General features: G+C 63.4%; 15 protein-coding genes and 2 riboswitches. Of the genes, 13 read left to right on the plus strand and 2 right to left on the minus strand.

The window, feature by feature from the left end:
• The first annotated feature begins 1 nt into the window (after position 1).
• Genes QRM57_RS05935 through csrA form a run of 5 tightly spaced genes read left to right on the plus strand, consistent with a single transcriptional unit; the run spans position 2 to position 5,080 of the window.
• The gene (locus QRM57_RS05935; RefSeq protein ID WP_284985911.1) at positions 2–760 is read left to right on the plus strand and encodes a flagellar biosynthetic protein FliR; all 759 of its coding nucleotides are present in this window, start codon (positions 2–4) and stop codon (positions 758–760) included.
• The gene (locus QRM57_RS05940) at positions 760–1,845 is read left to right on the plus strand and encodes an EscU/YscU/HrcU family type III secretion system export apparatus switch protein (RefSeq protein ID WP_284985912.1); all 1,086 of its coding nucleotides are present in this window, start codon (positions 760–762) and stop codon (positions 1,843–1,845) included. Before QRM57_RS05935 ends, QRM57_RS05940 begins: the two co-directional genes overlap by 1 nt.
• Positions 1,842–3,893: a flagellar biosynthesis protein FlhA gene (locus tag QRM57_RS05945; RefSeq protein WP_257368939.1), complete on the plus strand. Its 2,052-nt coding sequence runs from the start codon at positions 1,842–1,844 to the stop codon at positions 3,891–3,893. Before QRM57_RS05940 ends, QRM57_RS05945 begins: the two co-directional genes overlap by 4 nt.
• Positions 3,871–4,836 (plus strand): hypothetical protein, encoded by a 966-nt coding sequence (locus QRM57_RS05950; protein ID WP_257368938.1) that lies wholly within the window; start codon positions 3,871–3,873, stop codon positions 4,834–4,836. Before QRM57_RS05945 ends, QRM57_RS05950 begins: the two co-directional genes overlap by 23 nt.
• A 4-nt stretch (positions 4,837–4,840) precedes the next feature.
• A complete protein-coding gene (gene csrA / locus QRM57_RS05955) occupies positions 4,841–5,080 on the plus strand; it encodes a carbon storage regulator CsrA (protein ID WP_235518896.1) in 240 nt (79 codons plus the stop codon).
• Positions 5,081–5,584: 504 nt separating this feature from the next.
• On the opposite strand, the gene QRM57_RS05960 is transcribed toward csrA, so the two are convergent.
• On the minus strand, positions 5,585–6,130 hold the full coding sequence (locus QRM57_RS05960; RefSeq protein WP_284985913.1) for a flagellar protein FlgN: 546 nt from the start codon (positions 6,128–6,130) through the stop codon (positions 5,585–5,587).
• A gap of 210 nt (positions 6,131–6,340) precedes the next feature.
• On the opposite strand from QRM57_RS05960, the gene QRM57_RS05965 reads away from it, so the two are divergent.
• Positions 6,341–7,156, plus strand: coding sequence for a sigma-70 family RNA polymerase sigma factor (locus QRM57_RS05965; protein ID WP_284985914.1), 816 nt, complete (start codon positions 6,341–6,343; stop codon positions 7,154–7,156).
• A 58-nt stretch (positions 7,157–7,214) separates the two neighbouring features.
• On the opposite strand, the gene QRM57_RS05970 is transcribed toward QRM57_RS05965, so the two are convergent.
• Positions 7,215–8,762 carry an MFS transporter gene (locus QRM57_RS05970; protein ID WP_284985915.1) on the minus strand — a complete coding sequence of 516 codons (1,548 nt, stop codon included), beginning with the start codon at positions 8,760–8,762 and terminating at the stop codon, positions 7,215–7,217.
• 72 nt (positions 8,763–8,834) lie between these two features.
• Between QRM57_RS05970 and QRM57_RS05975 the strand changes: the two genes are divergently transcribed.
• The 7 genes from QRM57_RS05975 (at position 8,835) to QRM57_RS06005 (ending at position 17,795) form a co-directional block, all read left to right on the plus strand.
• Positions 8,835–9,374: a TetR/AcrR family transcriptional regulator gene (locus QRM57_RS05975; RefSeq protein ID WP_284985916.1), complete on the plus strand. Its 540-nt coding sequence runs from the start codon at positions 8,835–8,837 to the stop codon at positions 9,372–9,374.
• A gap of 95 nt (positions 9,375–9,469) precedes the next feature.
• Positions 9,470–9,567, plus strand: a riboswitch (glycine riboswitch).
• A 1-nt stretch (position 9,568) separates the two neighbouring features.
• Positions 9,569–9,692: riboswitch (glycine riboswitch) on the plus strand.
• Between the two features lie 52 nt (positions 9,693–9,744).
• Positions 9,745–12,591 (plus strand): aminomethyl-transferring glycine dehydrogenase, encoded by a 2,847-nt coding sequence (gene gcvP, locus QRM57_RS05980; RefSeq protein WP_284985917.1) that lies wholly within the window; start codon positions 9,745–9,747, stop codon positions 12,589–12,591.
• A gap of 13 nt (positions 12,592–12,604) precedes the next feature.
• Positions 12,605–13,753 (plus strand): glycine cleavage system aminomethyltransferase GcvT, encoded by a 1,149-nt coding sequence (gene gcvT / locus QRM57_RS05985; protein WP_284985918.1) that lies wholly within the window; start codon positions 12,605–12,607, stop codon positions 13,751–13,753.
• A 34-nt stretch (positions 13,754–13,787) separates the two neighbouring features.
• Positions 13,788–14,174, plus strand: coding sequence for a glycine cleavage system protein GcvH (gene gcvH / locus QRM57_RS05990; protein WP_257368931.1), 387 nt, complete (start codon positions 13,788–13,790; stop codon positions 14,172–14,174).
• Between the two features lie 187 nt (positions 14,175–14,361).
• Positions 14,362–15,762, plus strand: a complete 1,401-nt coding sequence (locus tag QRM57_RS05995) for an L-serine ammonia-lyase (protein WP_284985919.1) — start codon at positions 14,362–14,364, stop codon at positions 15,760–15,762.
• Between the two features lie 38 nt (positions 15,763–15,800).
• Entirely contained in the window at positions 15,801–16,622 is an 822-nt protein-coding gene (locus QRM57_RS06000; RefSeq protein WP_257368929.1) for a DNA/RNA non-specific endonuclease, read from the plus strand.
• A gap of 84 nt (positions 16,623–16,706) precedes the next feature.
• The gene (locus QRM57_RS06005) at positions 16,707–17,795 is read left to right on the plus strand and encodes a lipid II:glycine glycyltransferase FemX (RefSeq protein WP_284985920.1); all 1,089 of its coding nucleotides are present in this window, start codon (positions 16,707–16,709) and stop codon (positions 17,793–17,795) included.
• The last annotated feature ends 32 nt before the right edge of the window (positions 17,796–17,827 follow it).

Consider the following 17,827-nt stretch of genomic DNA (forward strand, 5'->3'; position numbering starts at 1 on the left):
GGTGGACATCCCCGTCGACCAGTCGTGGATCCAGGTCCTCTTGCTGGCATCGGTTCGCATGACAGCCTTCCTGGTGGTTGCTCCGCCGTTCGCCCACCACGCCATCCCCACCCGCATCAAGGCCATGCTCGGGATCGGGTTGGGGTTGGCCGTCTCCCAGCGGCTCTCGTCCGGAGCCGTCCCGTCGGACACGGCAGGATTCGTCATGGCCGTGGTCCTTGAGCTGGTCACCGGCCTGGTCCTGGGCTTCCTGGTGATGGTGATTTTCGCAGCGATCCAGTCCGCAGGCAGCTTGGTGGACCTCTTCAGCGGTTTCCAAATGGCCCAGGCGTTCGACCCCCAAATGATGGTCAATGGTGCCCAGTTCACCCGGCTCCTCCAAATGGCCGCCCTTGCACTCCTTTTCGCCTCGGACGGCTACCAGATGGTCCTTGGCGGCCTCATGGGTAGCTTCAACGCCCTGCCTTTGGCTGGTGGCATCGACCTCAGCCAGCCCATTGAGGCCATGATCGGCGCCGTAACAGGCATGTTCCTCGCCGCCGTGCAGATCGCCGGTCCGCTCCTTGTGGTCCTGGTGCTCGCCGACGTCGGACTGGGACTCCTGACGCGCGTGGCCCCGGCACTCAACGCCTTCTCGCTCGGCTTTCCGCTCAAGATCTTCATCACCCTGGCACTGGCAGGCTTCCTGTTCCTGGCGTTGCCCCGGCTCGTGGCCACCCTGGCCGAGCAGGCAGCCAACACTTTGATGGGGGTGGGCTAGTGGCGGATTCACAAGAGAAGACCGAACAAGCCACCGACAAACGCATGCGCGAGGTACGGGAAAAGGGGCAACTGTCCCGGTCCCAGGACCTTATGGCCTGGCTGGCAGTGGGGGCCGCCGCTGCGATGCTCCCGGCAACCATCGATCACGCCACAAACGCGGCCGTCGACCAGCTCTTCACCGTGAAAAGCGTCATCGCGCAGCCTGATCCCGCGAAAGCCGTTGCTGCACTCGAAGCAGGGCTGGGGTCCCTGGCCGGAATCCTGGGGCCCTTGCTCTTGGTTGTCACCGTCGTGGTGCTGGCAGGCTCGGCCCTGCAGGGTGGCATCCGCTTCAAGAAGTTCCGGGCCGAGTTTGAGCATTTCAACCTGCTCGCCGGTTTCAAACGCATGTTCGGCGGCCAGGCACTATGGGGAGGCGTCAAAGCGCTCCTGAAGACCGCCGTCGTGGGTCTTGTCCTTTACGCCGTGGTGCAGGGACTGATGCCGGTGCTGTTGACCGCTGGCGGGCTTCCGGTTGCCGGGATATTGGCAGCGGCTGCGGGGGGAATTGGCGCGCTCATCCAGTTCGCCGTCGCCGCAGGGCTGGTGCTGGCAGCGGCGGACATCTTCGTGGTGATGCGCCGCAACCGCAAGAAAACGCGGATGTCCAAGAAGGAAGTCCAGGACGAGAACAAGAACACCGACGGCGACCCCCTGATCAAATCCCAACGGCGCTCACGCCAGCTCAGCATGAGCCGCAACCGCATGATCGGCGCCATTGGGGAAGCGGACGTCGTGCTGGTCAACCCGACGCACGTGGCAGTTGCGTTGAAGTACGACGCCGGTAAATCGGCACCGCGCGTCGTGGCAAAAGGCTCAGGGCTGATCGCTGCCCGCATCAGGGAGGAAGCCGAAGCCAAGGGTGTGCCCATGGTCCAGGACATCCCCTTGGCGCGGGCCCTGCACTCGGCCTGCGAGTTGGGCCAGGAGATCCCGGTTGAGCTGTACCGCTCGGTCGCCGGAGTGTTGGCCTTTGTGATGTCGCTGAAGAAACGCGGAACTGCACGGGGAATCCATCAGATGAAAGAAAGTATGAAGGCATGAAGAACAACAAGTTCGCCCGGCTTTCCGTGCCGGTTGGCATCGTAGGAATTGTGCTGCTACTGGTTGTTCCGCTGCCGGCCGCGCTGCTGGACTTCCTGATCGTGTGCAACATCCTCCTGGCGTTGCTGATCCTGCTGACCAGCATGTTCGTGAAGAAGCCCCTGGACTTCTCCGTCTTCCCGTCGCTGCTGCTCGTGGCTACGCTCTTCCGGCTGGGACTCAACGTGGCGTCCACCCGGTTGGTACTGGGCCAGGGGTTCGCGGGCCAGGTCATCGAGGCGTTCGGCAAGGTCACGGTTGGTGGTTCGCTGATCATCGGCGCCGTGGTGTTCCTGATCCTGGTGGTCATCCAGTTCGTGGTGGTCACCAAGGGTGCCGAACGTGTTGCCGAGGTGGGCGCGCGCTTCACCCTGGATGCCATGCCCGGCAAGCAGATGGCCATCGACGCGGACCTCAACGCCGGACTCATCACCGACGCCGAAGCCCGGAAACGGCGTGCCGAAGTGTCCGCTGAAGCCGACTTTTACGGCGCCATGGATGGTGCTTCGAAGTTCGTCAAGGGTGATGCCATCGCGGGCATCATCATTATCATCATCAACTTCGTGGGCGGAATCGCCATTGGCGTGCTGCAGCGCGGCATGGATGCCGGCGATGCCCTGAACACCTACGGTCTCCTGACCATGGGCGATGGCTTGGTCACCCAGATTCCTGCACTGCTTATGGCCGTCTCCACCGGCATGATCGTCACCCGGTCCAATGCCGAAGAAGACATGGGCCGCACGGCTTCTTCGCAGCTCATGCAGTCACCCAACGCCCTGCTGATCGCAGGCCTGGCTGCCGGCAGCATGGCCCTCATTCCCGGCATGCCCATCCTTCCGTTCGTGGTGGTGGGCGCGCTGCTGGTCCTCGCTTCCAGGCGCGTAGCCAGCGCACAAAAACTCCAGGCCGAAACGCAGGAGGCAGAGAACGCAGCAGCTTTGACCGGGGAGGAGGACCCCAACGAGCGGCTCATGGAAGATATGCGCGTCCATCCCGTGGAGATCCTGCTCGCACCGGACCTTGTGGACATTGTTTCCGGCGCCTCCGATGACCTGCTGGCGCGGGTACGCTCCCTCCGGCACAAGATCGCCATGGAACTGGGGCTCGTGGTCCCTCCCGTCCGCACACGCGACGCGATGGACCTGCCGCCGTCCACCTATGCCATCCGCATCGCCGGCGTCGAGGCTGGAAGGGGAGTGGCACCGTCGGGCAAGCTGCTTGCCTTGGGCGAATTCCTGGACGCGTTGCCGGGCACCGCAACCGTGGAACCGGTGTTTGGTCTCTCCGGCAAATGGGTTCCAACGGAAATGCGGCACAGCGCCGAAATGACCGGAGCCACGGTCATTGACCGGGTCTCCGTCCTGGTAACGCACCTGTCCTCGATCATCACCGCAAACGCGGCCCGGCTCCTGACCCGCGAAGACGTCCGGGTGCTCACAGAAGGGGTCCGGAAGCAGAGCCCCTCCGCCGTGGAAGAACTCACGCCTGCCCTGCTGTCCCTGGCCGAAATCCAGCGCGTGCTCCAAGGACTCCTCGAAGAGCAGGTCCCCATCAACGACCTCCCGCGGATCTACGAAGCACTGGCGTTGCGGGCCAAGGTTTCCACCGACCCCGAATCGCTGGTGGAATCGGCCCGCCACGCGCTGGGTCCGGTGCTTGCGGACAGGTACATGGACGGGGCGGTCCTGAACGTGATCATGATCGATCCGTTGTTGGAGCAGTCCATGTTGGAGGACATGCGTCCAGGCGAAGGCGGGACCCAGATTGTCATGGGCCAGGCGAAATTGGACAGTGTCCTGAACTCCCTGAAGTCCGCTGCCGACGGAGCCGCTGCTGCCGGCCGGGAAGCCGTGCTTGTGTGTGCACCAGCCCTCCGTCCCGCGATCCGGCGGCTCGTCGCAGCCCCCGACGGCGGTGTCCCCGTCCTCTCGTATCGCGAAGTGACCTCCGCCAACATCCGTATCGAGACGGTGGGGGTGGTCCGCCATGCAGAAGCGCTACAAGCTTAGCGGTGCGTCGCTGGAAGCCATTCGCGCCAAAGCACTCAAGCAGTACGGACCCGGTGCGCGCGTAGTCTCCGCCGAGAAGGTCACCAATCCGGGAATCGTGGGGCTGTTCGCCGCAGCCAGGTTCGAAGCCACGGTGGAGGTGTCGGACGTCCCGGAACCTGCTGGCCAGCAGGCGCCGCTGACTGCCCGGCTTGTTGAGCCAAGTCCCGTTCACGAGCTCCACGGGCCAGCCATCGCGGCACTCCTGGAGCGAGCCGACGCCGCCGAGCTTGAGATGCACCAGCCCACGCCCGCGCCGGTCTCCACCGCATCCCCGGACTTCGCGGGCCTGCTGGAACAACTCGGCAAGGAACTCCAGCCGGCCGGTCCGTCCCCCTCCGTGCCGGCCCTGGTGACCATGCCGCCGTCGGCCGATAAGCCCATGCCGAAGGTTCCGCAGCCCATAACAGGCGACGGTAACCTCATCGTCCTCTTGGGCCTCGGCGACGACGCGCTCGGACCCGCACTGGAAATGTCCATAGCCGCCGGAGGCTCGGATGTCCGCACCGCGGGCAGGCTCACCGCCTTCGGCCACCTTCACGTCCAAGGAAGGCAAGGCACGACGGCGGCACGCGCCCAGGCCGTCCTCACCGGCCAGACTGTGGTGGTTGCGTTCGGGCTCGGACGCCCGGGGGACGTGCCATCACATGGCGCGGACATCTCCCTCCTGGCCGCCGACCAAATGTGGGTGGTGGTCGACGCCCGGCACAAAGCGGAAGACACCCAGGCCTGGGTACAGGCACTCCAGCGTGTCGTGGCAGGGGAGTCATTGGGTGTTGACGCGCTCGCCGTCATCGGTGCCTCGGAAACCGCGAGTCCGCAAACGGTGGATACGCTGGACATTCCTGTCGGTTGGGTAGATGGCAAACCCGCCACCGCATCCGTCCTCGGAAAGGTAAATTGAAAGCATGCTGGTACTGACGCGTAAGCCGGGCGAAAAGATCATGATCGGGGACGACATTGTCATCACCGTCATGGAAGGGCGCGGCGACGGCGTCCGGATCGGAATCGAGGCTCCCCGCGGAGTGTCCATCCAGCGCAGCGAGGTGGTGGAAGCCATCGCCGCAGCCAACCTGGCAGCAACCCAGGCCGGCCCCGACGCCGAGGAACTCCTGGCGGCCCTCCGCCCGCCTGCCCCCAAAGCCTGACCCTCATTCACATCCCGCCCTATTGGGCGTGACGCTCTCTCACGTTCCGCCGTGTTGGGCGGGACGCTCTCTCACCTCCCGCCGTGTTGGGCGGGACGCTCTCTCACGTTCCACCGTGTTGGGCGGGGCGCTCTCTCACGTCCCGCCCAGTTGGGCGGGGATCCTCTCTCACGTCCCGCCCGGTTGAGCCGGATGCGTCCTCCTGGGGAAGGTCGACGCCGGGCCTTGGGATCCGCGGGAAGAGCTCGCCACCCATGGTGGCGCAGTAAATGCGGTTCACGGATGGGCGTCTACTGCCAAAGGCGCAGAGTTGTGATGGAGGGTTGGGCTGACGGGGGTGGGTTGTGATGGAGGGTTGGGCTGAATGGGCTGATTGGGGGTGGGTTGTGAGTGAGGGTTGGGGTGATGGGGGTGGGTTGTGAGTGAGGGTTGGGCTGATGGGGGTGGGTTGTGATGGAGGGTTGGGCGGAAGGCGCCGGGATGTGATGGAGCGTCGAGGGGGGGCTAGTCCAGCTCCAGGAAATCGCGCAGCGTGGGCAGGGTAGCCGAGCGCACTGCAGCCAAGGCGCGTTGGATGTTCGAATCACGGGCCAGGAGGTCCAAGTCCGCAACGTCGCTAACCAGTGCCTCATCGGTGCCCGGCGACGGTATCCCGGCCACGTCCGGTGGGGCTTTCAACAGCTCGACATTCCGGGCAACGGCAAGGTCAATTCCTGCCAACAACGCAGTCAGTCCCCGGCGGTGATCGTCAAGGAGTTCGGGCCACAGTCCCGGGGGCGCCAGCGAAATAAGGGATGGAAGGGTGGATTGATCGGGGGCTTTCCATTCGGCGGCCAGCGCGGAGGCTTCCACGCCGCGTGCGAGGGATTCGAAACGTAGATTTTCCAGGACTTTTTCGAGTTCGGCCGCGGTGAAGGTCAACCGGTGCCAGTTGCCTGCCCGGAGATGCAGGAGCTGTGTTTCGAGGAGGAAAAGCAGGAAATCCAGCTGCCTCCGTTCGCGCCACAGCGTTGCCGATAGCTCGTCCGCCCCCACGGTTCCCCAATTCATTTTATGGCCCGCCAAAATCACAATTTGGCAGGGTTTATCTTTACTTCTGTCGAGCGTACACGCAGGGAGCTTTTGAGGTGGTATGTTCACTGAATACGTACCTGATTGAACGCTCAACAACGATGCTCTGATTGGTCTCTGGACATCGGCGAAACGGCAAAGAAGTCGGGTTTGCAACTCAATAATCCGGTCTCATGGGGGGACTCACTTTTGAATCGCGAACAGCGCAACGAGCTGGTGTTGCAGCACCTTCCGCTCGTTGGTTACCTGGTCTCTGACCTTTGCGCGCGCGCGTCGCATTTATCGCGCGATGATTTTGCTTCTGTCGGTGCCGTTGCCCTGATAACGTCTGCTGATTCCTTCGATCCGGACCTCGGTGTTCCGTTCGGTGCTTTCGCGCGCCGCCGGATCGTAGGTGCCTTTGCGGACGAGATGAGAGCCGGAGATTGGGCTACGCGGTCGGCCCGCAAGCGGATCAAGGAAACCCTGGGCGTCCAGGAGACCTTGACCAGCATGCTGGGACGGGGTCCCAGCGTCGCCGAGATGGCTTCGGCCCTGGGTGTCGAGCGTAGCCATGTTGAAGCTGCCCTGGTGGACGCATCCCGGACGCTGACTTCACTGGATGAGGTGGTGGCGGACACGGTTGCGTCCCCCACGGATTCCCCGGAACACTCGGTGCTGGCTGATGAGCGGATCAAGTACCTGCGTGCCGCCGTCGATGCCCTCCCCGAAAAAATGCGCTTCGTCGTCCAGGAAATCTATCTCGCGGGACGGTCCGTGAAGGAGCTTGCCGAGGAACTGGGTTCCACGCATGCCGCCGTCTCGCAGCAGCGGGCTGAGGGGATCCGGCTCATGCGCGACGGCCTGGCGGCCCATTACGCCGATTCGCCCGACCAGGTTTTCGAACCGGAATCGCGCATCACAGCCCGCCGCCGCAATGACTATCTTTCATCCCTTGCCGCGGCAACCACGGGTGGAATCACCCGCGGCTTTAGCCTGGGGACCTCACTCAACAGCGCCGTTTAGACACTGACGCGAAGGAGGCCGGGCCGCTCAGCGACCCGGCCTCCTTGCGTAGACTCGGCTAGTGCGCCTTGGGGACACGCCGGAGTACGACGGCGGCAAGGGCTGCCGCTCCTGCCATGAGTACCAGCCCAATCGCCGCAGTGACGTGGACGCCGGAGTCAAAGGCGACGCGTGCCGAGGCCGTCAAGGCTTCAGCCAAGGGCGCTGGGAGCGTGGAAGCAACGTCAACGGCGCCGGCCAGGGTTTCCCCGGACTTTTCGGCGGCGTGGCCGGACACGCCGTCAGGTATGACCAGGTTGTGCTGGTAGGAGGCCGTGAGGATGGAACCAAGGACAGCCGTTCCCAACAGCGAACCCAACTCGTAACCGGTCTCCGAGATGGCTGATGCTGCCCCGGATTTGTCAGCCGGTACGGAGGCCAGGATGAGGTCGTTGGAGATGGTCTCCGCCGCACCCACGCCAACAGCAAGAACTGTGAGGGCTGACAGGAGGAACACGGGGCCGCTGCCGTGGTCGCCCACAACAGCCACGAGGTAGCCAACGGCACTGAGCGTCAACCCTCCGGCCACCACAAAACCGGGCCGGACCTTTTTGACCAGGGGCACCACCAGCAGTCCGGCGATGACTGTTGCCAGGAGGGCCGGGATCATTGCGATACCCGCCTCCATGGGGGACTGGCCCTCAACCAATTGCAGGTGCTGGGCGAAGAAGTAGATGAAGCCGGTCATGGAGAAGAGGGAAAGTACGTTGGCAACGATTGCCGTACTGAATACCTTGTTCTTGAACAGGCTGACATCCAGCATCGGGCTGTCGATCCTCTGCTGGCGTCGGACGAAGAGGACACCCATCACCAGACCGAAAAGCATGAACGCCGCGGCTGATGCCCCAAAGCCGTGCACTGCGAATTCTTTGATGCCGTAGACAAACGGAGCCATGGTCAAGATGGACAAAGCGATGCTGGGGACATCCACGCGGCCCGGGTTCGCGTCTTTGGACTCGGGGATCAGGACCTTTCCGAAGGCGAGCAGCGGCAGCAGCAGGAAGGCTGCCACCAGGAAGACGGCACCCCACCAGAAGTGTTCCACCAGCCAACCGCCGAAGATCGGCCCGAGGGCAGCACCGCCTGAGAACCCGGCCGCCCACACGGCAATAGCGAGCCGGCGGCGGTTGGGGTCGGTGAAGATGTTCCGGATCAGGGAAAGCGTTGAGGGCATCAGCATGGCGCCGAAAACGCCAAGGGCGGCGCGTCCGCCAATCAGCCATTCTGCTGAGGGCGCGAACGCAGTAGCAGCCGAAACCGCAGCAAAGCCCGTGCTGCCGATCAGAAGCAGCCGCCGTCGGCCGATCCTGTCGCCGAGGTTGCCCATGGAGACGAGGAGTGCGGCCAGGACCAAGGGGTAGGCGTCAACGATCCAGAGCAGTTGCACGCCACCGACATCGAGGGATCGGGCGATCTCGGGCAGGGCAAAGGTGAGCGCGGTGTTGTCGACGGCCACCAGCAGTACCGGGAACATCAGGAGTGCCAGGGCCGTCCAGTCGCGCCACGGTGCAGGGCCCATGACGGGACGAGCTGAACTGGGAGCTTGGGTGGAGGACGGCGAGAACATGTCTTTACTGTACCGTCCAGACGGTATAGTTTCAAATTAAACCCCAGCAAGCCTTTAGGGAATGATGTACTCATGCCACGAAAACCAGTTGCCCGGGACGCCGTCCTGGATGCCTACGAATCCCTCCTTATAGAGGTGGGGGAGCGGGCCGCCACGCTCGACGCAGTTGCCAAGCGTGCCGGCGTCTCGAAGGGCGGGTTGCTGTACCACTTCCCCAACAAGGAGTCGCTGATCAGCGCCCTCCTGGAACGCCTGGACCAACTGGCAGTACAGGACATTGAGCAGATGAGGGCCGCGCCGGACGGTGCCGCTGCCTACTTCATCCGGACGTCATTGTGGGCCGGGACGCCGATGGACCGCGCTTTCGTCGCTGCTACCCGGCTGGCCGAGGTTGCCCACGAAGAAACGCGTCGCAGGTTTGCCGGAATCCAAAAGCAGTGGCTTGATGTCCTGGCCAAGGATGTCGGACCCGAGGTAGCGAAGGCCGTTAGCTACATGGGCGACGGACTGTATTTCAACGCAATGTTCGAGGGCGGCCAGGAGGCTAGCGACGGCGGCCGGGAAGCCGACGTCAAAATCCTGCTCGGAGTGCTGGAGCGGCTGCGGAAGTAGCGCATCATCCCATTTGCGGCGACGCGCCACACGTAGGACAATTAACCCTTGTGGCCTGCCTGAAATCGGGCCGCGTTATAACTGAACATTGCCTATGATCTGCGGCGGGAGAGTCCTGCAAGCACGTGATGCAGGCGCCGTAGGAGCAAACCCTCCCCAGGAATCTCTCAGGCCCACGCACCGCCGCGGCAAGGCAACTCTGGAAAGCAGCAGGCGCTCTGACCACCGAAGGGTGAAAGAGTGCTGTGCTCACCGACGGTGCAAGCGATGTTGTTCCAACAACGCGGAAACTCTCAGGTCCAATACAGAGCGGGGAGGAACCCAGCCACTGTGGCGTACCCAAACGCCGCCCAAGTAATGGAGTTCCTTCGTGACGGTTAGTTCTGCCTCCACCACCTTCGTTGATCGGCATATTGGCGCCCGCCGCCAGGCCGACATTGAGACCATGCTCAAGTCCGTGGGCTACGACACCGTTGACGCGTTGGTCGACACCGCCGTCCCCAACGACATCCGCCAGGACGTCGCCCTCACCCTGCAGAACGCCCTGAGCGAAGTCGAAGTCCTTGCCGAGCTCCGCAAGCTCGCCTCCAAGAACAAGACCGCCGTGCAAATGATCGGCCAGGGCTACTACGACACCGTCACGCCGCCGGTGATCCGCCGCAACATCCTCGAGTCCCCGGCCTGGTACACCGCCTACACCCCGTACCAGCCGGAAATCTCCCAGGGCCGCCTCGAAGCGCTCCTCAACTTCCAGACCATGGTCCAGGACCTGGTGGGCCTGCCCATCGCCAACGCTTCCCTCCTGGATGAAGCAACGGCTGTGGCCGAAGCCGTGCTGATGATGCGCCGCGCCAACAAGAACAAGTCCGCCCAGGACGGCAAGACTGTCCTCGACGCCGACTGCCTCCCGCAGACCATTGCGATCGTGAAGGGCCGCGCGGAAGCGCTCGGCTTCGAAGTTGAGGTAGCCGACCTGAGCGCCGGTCTTCCGGAAGGTGCCATCAACGGCGTCGTCCTCCAGCAGCCCGGCGTTTCCGGCCGCGTGTTCGATCACTCCGCCGTCATTGCTGAAGCCAAAGAGCGCGGCGCGCTGGTCACGGTCGCCGCCGACCTCCTGTCCCTCACGCTCATCACCCCTCCGGGCGAGCAGGGCGCCGACATCGCTGTTGGTTCCGCCCAGCGCCTGGGCGTGCCGCTGTTCTTCGGCGGCCCGCACGCCGCGTACATGGCCGTCCAGAAGGGCCTGGAGCGCTCCATGCCCGGCCGCCTGGTAGGCGTTTCCAAGGACGACGCCGGTGTCCCCGCCTACCGCTTGGCGCTGCAGACCCGCGAGCAGCACATCCGCCGCGAGAAGGCTACGTCCAACATCTGTACAGCCCAGGCACTCCTGGCGATTGTGGCCTCCATGTACGCGGTTTACCACGGCCCCGAGGGACTGAAGGCAATCGCGGAGACCGCCCACGACCACGCCCGGACCCTGGCCGCATCCCTGAAGGCTGCCGACGTCGAGGTCCTCCACGGCTCGTTCTTCGACACCATCACGGTCCGCGTCCCGGGCAAGGCCGCCGAGCTGGTGGCCGCAGCTGAGGCCAAGGGCATCAACCTGCGCGGCGTCGACGCCGACACGGTTGGCATCTCAGTGGATGAAACAACGACGACGGCGATTGTCGCCGACGTCGCAAGCGTCTTCGGCGCTTCGGTAACTGAAGCCGTTGAAGGCTTCGCGCTGGAATCCTCCGTTGAGCGCACCAGCGACTTCATGCAGCACCCGGTGTTCAACACCCACCGCTCCGAAACCCAGCTCCTGCGTTACATCCGCAAGCTGTCCGACCGGGACCTCGCGCTGGACCGCACCATGATCCCGCTGGGTTCGTGCACCATGAAGCTCAACGCCACGGCCGAAATGGAAGCTATCTCCTGGCCGGAGTTCGCTTCCATCCACCCGTTCGCGCCGGACTCCCAGACAGAAGGCTGGCGTGAGCTCATCACCGACCTCGAGGCACAGCTGACCGAGATCACCGGCTACGACCAGGTCTCCATCCAGCCGAACGCCGGTTCCCAGGGTGAACTCGCCGGGCTCCTCGCGATCCGCGGCTACCACCACTCCAACGGTGACGAGCAGCGCAACGTCTGCCTCATCCCGGCTTCCGCCCACGGCACCAACGCTGCCTCTGCCGTCCTGGCGGGCATGAAGGTGGTGGTCGTTGCCACCGCGCCGGATGGCACCATCGACCACGTAGACCTCAAGGCCAAGATCGAGGCCAACCGCGACGCCCTCTCGGCAATCATGATCACCTACCCGTCCACGCACGGTGTCTACGATGCCGACGTCCGCGAAGTCTGCGACGCCATCCACGAAGCCGGCGGGCAGGTCTACATCGACGGTGCCAACCTCAACGCCCTTGTTGGCCTTGCCCAGCCGGGCAAGTTCGGTGGCGACGTCTCGCACCTGAACCTGCACAAGACCTTCTGCATCCCGCATGGCGGTGGCGGTCCCGGCGTTGGTCCGGTTGCCGCCAAGGCACACCTGGCACCGTTCATGCCGGGCGATGCGGCTTCCTGGACCGAAGGCAACGACGTTCCGATTTCCGCATCCCGCTTTGGTTCCGCCGGTGTCCTGCCGATCTCCTGGGCATATGTGAAGCTCATGGGTGGCCAGGGCCTCACCGAAGCAACCAAGTCCGCGCTGCTCGCTGCGAACTACATCGCGTCCCGCCTCAACGACCACTTCCCGGTGCTCTACACCGGCGAAGGTGGACTCGTGGCACACGAGTGCATCTTGGACCTGCGGGAACTGACGGCCAAGACCGGCGTCACCGCTGAAGATGTGGCCAAGCGCCTCATTGACTTCGGCTTCCACGCCCCCACGCTCGCCTTCCCGGTTGCAGGGACCTTGATGGTGGAGCCCACCGAGTCCGAAGACCTCGTGGAGATCGATCGCTTCATCGAAGCCATGATCACCATCCGCAAGGAAATCGACCAGGTCGCTGCCGGTGACTTCTCCGTGCAGGACTCCCCGCTTCGCCGCGCGCCCCACACGGCAGCCGCCGTCGTAAGTTCCGACTGGGACCGCGCCTACCCGCGTGAGCAGGCTGCCTTCCCGGTCCACCACCTGAAGCAGGACAAGTACTTCCCGCCCGTTGGCCGCATCGACGGCGCAGCCGGAGACCGCAACCTGGTCTGCTCCTGCCCGCCCATCGAAGACTTCGAGAACTAGGGGGTTCCGGAAAATGACTGAGAACTACACGGCCCTCTACGAAGAGCACAAGAAACTCGGCGCCTCCTTCACCGACTTCGGTGGCTGGCAAATGCCGCTCAAGTACTCCTCGGAGCTGGCTGAGCACCACGCCGTCCGCAAATCCGCAGGCCTGTTCGACCTCTCCCACATGGGCGAAGTCTGGGTCACCGGGCCGGAAGCTGCTGCGTTCCTGGACTACTCCCTGGTAGGCAAAATCTCCGCCATGGCCGACGGCAAGGCCAAGTACTCGCTGATCTGCCAGGAAGACGGCGGCATCATCGATGACCTCATCACCTACCGTCGCCCCTCACCCGAAGAAGGTGAGGACAAGTTCCTCGTAGTCCCCAACGCGGGCAACGCGAAGGTAGTGGCTGACGCCCTTGCCGAACGGGCCGCCGGATTCGACGTTGTGGTTCAGGACGCCTCCGCCGAGACCTCACTCATCGCCGTCCAGGGTCCCCTTGCGGAATCGATCCTGCTGCGGCTCGTGCCTGCCGAGCAGCACTCCCTGGTCACGGAACTGAAGTATTACGCCGCCGTCGAGGTCACGTTCCTGGTGGCCGGCAGCGGCCAGGACCTGCTCCTGGCCCGCACCGGCTACACGGGCGAGGACGGCTTCGAGATCTTCGTGCCCAATGAATCCGCCGCAGCCCTGTGGCAGGCCATTGCCGCAGTCGCGGATGACGGCGAGCTCATCCCCGCCGGCCTCGCATCCCGCGACTCCCTCCGGCTCGAAGCGGGCATGCCCCTCTACGGCAACGAACTTTCCCGTGAGGGCAACCCCTTCGCCGCAGGACTTGGGCCCGTGGTTGCGCTGTCCAAGGAAGGCGACTTCGTGGGCAAGGAAGCCCTGGCTGCCCTGAAGGCGGACGGGGCCGGGTCCACTACCGGCCGCAAGCTCGTTGGCCTCAAGGGCCTGGGGCGCCGCGCCGGACGCAGCCACTACCCGGTCCTGAAGGACGGAGCGGTTGTTGGCGAAGTGACCTCCGGCCAGCCCAGCCCGACGCTCGGCTACCCGGTAGCGTTGGCGTATGTCGACGTCGAGTTTGCCGAGGTTGGAACCGCGCTGGACATCGACCTGCGCGGCAAGGCCGAGCCTTTCGAGGTCGTTGCCTTGCCGTTCTACAAGCGCCAAAAGTAGCCAGTTTTTCATTCACCACACGTTAGGAAACAGAATGCCCAAAGTAGCGCCCGAACTTCAGTACTCCGACGAACACGAGTGGGTTTCCCGCGGCGAAGGGAACTCGGTGTCTGTTGGTATCTCCGAGGTTGCCACCGACGCACTGGGCGACATTGTCTATGTTGACCTGCCCGAGGTCGGTTCCACTGTGACCGCAGGCGAGACCTGTGGCGAAGTTGAGTCCACCAAGTCGGTCTCCGACCTGTACTCGCCCGTCACCGGCGAGGTCACCGAAATCAACGACGCCGTTGTTTCCGACCCCGCACTGATCAACAATGATCCCTACGGTGCAGGCTGGCTGTTCAAGGTGGCCGCCGAGGCCGACGGTCCGCTGCTTTCCGCCGAGGAATACGCCTCCAAGAATGGCGGAGACCTGTCCTAGGTATCCCGCCACGCGAGCTCCATGGGCGTAGCGTGGTAACCAGTAACTGAAAAATTGCGACGCCGGGTTGCCGCCTTTGGGGGCCATCCGGCGTCGTGCTTCGGTTGACTTCCGCCACAAGCGGGAGCGGCCATCCGGCAGGACCATCTGCCGGGACATCTCAAGTTTTTATGAAGGAATCACGGCTATGGCTGTTGGTGTTTTCGATCTGTTCTCTGTAGGCATTGGTCCGTCGAGTTCGCATACGGTGGGCCCGATGCGTGCCGGGGCGGTGTTCGCTTCTGAGTTGAAGGACGCTGGCGTCCTTGATTCGGTGGCGTCGTTGCGGGTGGACCTGTATGGGTCGTTGGCGGCGACCGGTCGTGGGCATGGGACGTTCACTGCGACCCTGTTGGGGCTTGAGGGTTTTGAGCCGGAGTTGATCCTTCCCGATGAGGTGGAGGCACGGTTGGCGTCGATTGCGGAGACGGGGAAGCTCAACCTGGCTGGTGAGGTTCTGTTGCCGTATGCGGTGGAGGACATGGTTTTGCATCCCTTGACGGTGTTGCCGCGGCATACGAACGGGATGAAGTTTGCTGTCTCCGATGCCGAGGGGAACGTGCTGAAGGAGGCGACGTTTTTCTCGGTCGGTGGTGGGTTCATTGTCCGGGAGGGCGAGGAGAACGCGGCTCAGGCGGAGTTGGAGGAGTCCAAGAAGGAGTTGCCGTTGCCGTTCCGGACGGCGGCGGAGTTGTTGGGCCGGTGCGCGTCCAAGGGTTTGGGGATCAGCGACATCATGTTCATTAATGAGCGGGCGTCCCGGTCCGAGGAGGAGATCCGGGAGGGTCTGCTGCATATCTGGGCTGTGATGGAGGCTTGTGTTGAAACCAGTTTGCAGCGTGAGGGCGTGTTGCCGGGTGGGTTGAAGGTCCGTCGTCGTGCGCCGGATTGGTTGGAGCGGCTCCTGAAGGAGGACAAGGACCGGAACGATCCGAAGTACCGGCAGGAGTGGGTGAACCTGATCGCGTTGGCGGTCAATGAGGAGAACGCCTCCGGTGGGCGGGTGGTGACGGCTCCGACCAATGGTGCGGCGGGGATCATTCCGGCGGTGTTGTATTACGCGTTGAATTACGCGCCGGGCATGGATAAAGCGACCCAGGCTGATAAGGACGATGTGGTGGTGAAGTTCCTGCTCGCTGCCGGTGCGGTGGGTGTGTTGTACAAGGAGCAGGCGTCTATTTCGGGTGCTGAGGTGGGTTGTCAGGGTGAGGTCGGGTCGGCGTCGTCGATGGCTGCTGCGGGTTTGGCTGAGGTGATGGGTGGTTCCCCGGGTCAGGTGGAGAACGCGGCGGAGATCGCGATGGAACATAACCTGGGGTTGACGTGTGATCCGATTGGCGGGTTGGTGCAGATCCCGTGTATCGAGCGGAACGCGATCGCTGCGGCGAAGGCGATCAACGCGGCGAAGATGGCGTTGTGGGGTGACGGTACGCACCGGGTCTCGTTGGACGAGGTGATCGTGACCATGCGTGAAACGGGCAAGGACATGTCCCACAAATACAAAGAAACAGCGATGGGCGGCCTCGCCGTCAACGTCGTCGAATGCTGAGTCTGTTTACTGTCGGTGCCTAGTGCCATGCTGTATCCATGAGCGGGGGATACGACAGGGATTTTTTGCGGGCACGCCTTGAGCTGCCCAGTCCGTCGGCGACGACGACTCTTTTGGACTACATCCACTTCTCCGTGCGTTTCCGGGTTTCCCGGAAGCTCGCGGCGATCGTGGGGGTCAATATCAACGGCAAGGAGCTGAACCCGCTGGCCCGTGAAGGTACCTGGCATTTCGATGACCGGATTCCCCGGGAGCAGCAGGCCGGTCCGGACGTCTACAAGAACAACGCGTTTGACCGCGGGCATCTGGTGCGGCGTCTGGACCCGGTGTGGGGAGATCCTGCCACCGCCAAAAAGGCCAACCAGGACACCTTCGTGTTCACCAATGCTGCGCCGCAGGTTGATGACTTCAACCAAGGCAAGGAACTGTGGGTGGGGCTGGAGGACCATGTCCTGGAACACGCTGATGCCTACGATGCCAAGCTCAGCGTCTTCACGGGGCCGGTTCTTCTCGACGACGACCCCCCGTACAGGGGCGTGCAGGTTCCACGGAAATTCTGGAAGATCGCTGCATGGACCAGTGATGCCAAACTGGCGGCCGCGGGATTCGTCCTGGACCAGTCGCCGCTCCTGGGCAAAGTAGAGCTGAAACGGGCCATCGACCAGCGGCTCCTGGAAGGCGAACCGCCGCCGTTGGGGCCGTTCCGGACGTTCCAGGTGCCCATTGGGGAGATTGCGGATCTGACCGGGCTCAGCCTCAGCCGGTTGGTGAACGCAGATCGTCTGGCCAGCGGCCAGCGAGAGCTCGGAAAGGCGCCGAAGGCCATTAAGTTGGAAAGCGCGGATCAGATCAGGCTTTAGGGCGAACCGGAAGATTTTTCCCGGCCCGATAGACTTGGAGCTGCATGTCCGCATGCCTTTGAACACTGCACCAAAACCCTGAGATTGGACACGGCCACCTTGCGAGAATTTACTGCCCGCTTTGCCACCGCCGAGGAAACCGATAACTGGGACAAGCACGTCACGGCCAATCCGAACGGCGGCAACATGCTGCAGTCGGACGCCTACGCCGCAGTAAAGGACGGCAACGGCTGGCTGGTCCGCCGCGTGGTGGTGGAAACCGCCGGGTACGCCAGCTACAACCTGCTGCTGGAGAAGAAGTTCCCCGTTCTCGGCCGGCTCTGGTACCTGATCAAGGGACCGGATGCTGCCTCGGCGGACGAGATCGAGCCCATGCTCAGGGCGGTGGCGGCGTTGGCCAAGGAACAGAAGCTGAACGTCTTCAGCATTAAGATCGAGCCCGACGTCGTGGAGTCACCTGAGGTGGTCGCGAAGCTGAAGGCGTCTGGCCTGGTCAAGGCTCCGAATATCCAGTCCAACGATTCCACGGCGTTGTTGGACATCTCCGCCCCGGCGAACGAAGTCCTGCGGAGTATTTCGTCCCGGGCCCGCAATGCGGTCCGAAGGGCGGAGCGCGAAGGCTGCGAAGTTGTGGAAGCAGAGCCCGGCCAGGACAGCTACAAGAAGCTCTACGCCCTGATGCAGAACACCATGAACGCCAAGGGCGCCATGCCGCTGCGAAGCTACGAGTACTACGCCACCTTCTGGGAAGAGTTTTGCAGTCGGGGCCAGGGACACTTCTTCTTCGTCTACGAGGACGGTGCCCCGAGCGTTGGCGCTTTCGTCATCAACTACGGTTCCAAGGCAACCTACAAGGACGGCGGTTCCACGCAGAACCGTAAACAGTATGGCGACTCGCACTTGGTCCAATGGGCAGCCATCCAGCGCATGCAGGAGCTCGGCTGCGTGGAATACGACTTCTGCGGCACACCCCCAGCTGCCAGGATCAAGGACAAGAGCCACCCGCTCTACGGCCTGGGATCGTTCAAGACGAGCTTCACCAAGACCGTTACGGACTTCGTGGGCTGCTACGACCTCGTGCTGGGCCCTGTCCGGTACAAGCTGTGGCTCAAGGGCGCAGAGAAGGTGTTCAGAAGGCTCGAAACCATGCGCACCGGCGGTCAGTTCTACTGACGGACACCCAAGCCAGCAAGCCAACCCACAGG

The organism is Arthrobacter sp. fls2-241-R2A-172, from assembly GCF_030208885.1.
Classification (GTDB): Bacteria; Actinomycetota; Actinomycetes; order Actinomycetales; family Micrococcaceae; genus Arthrobacter.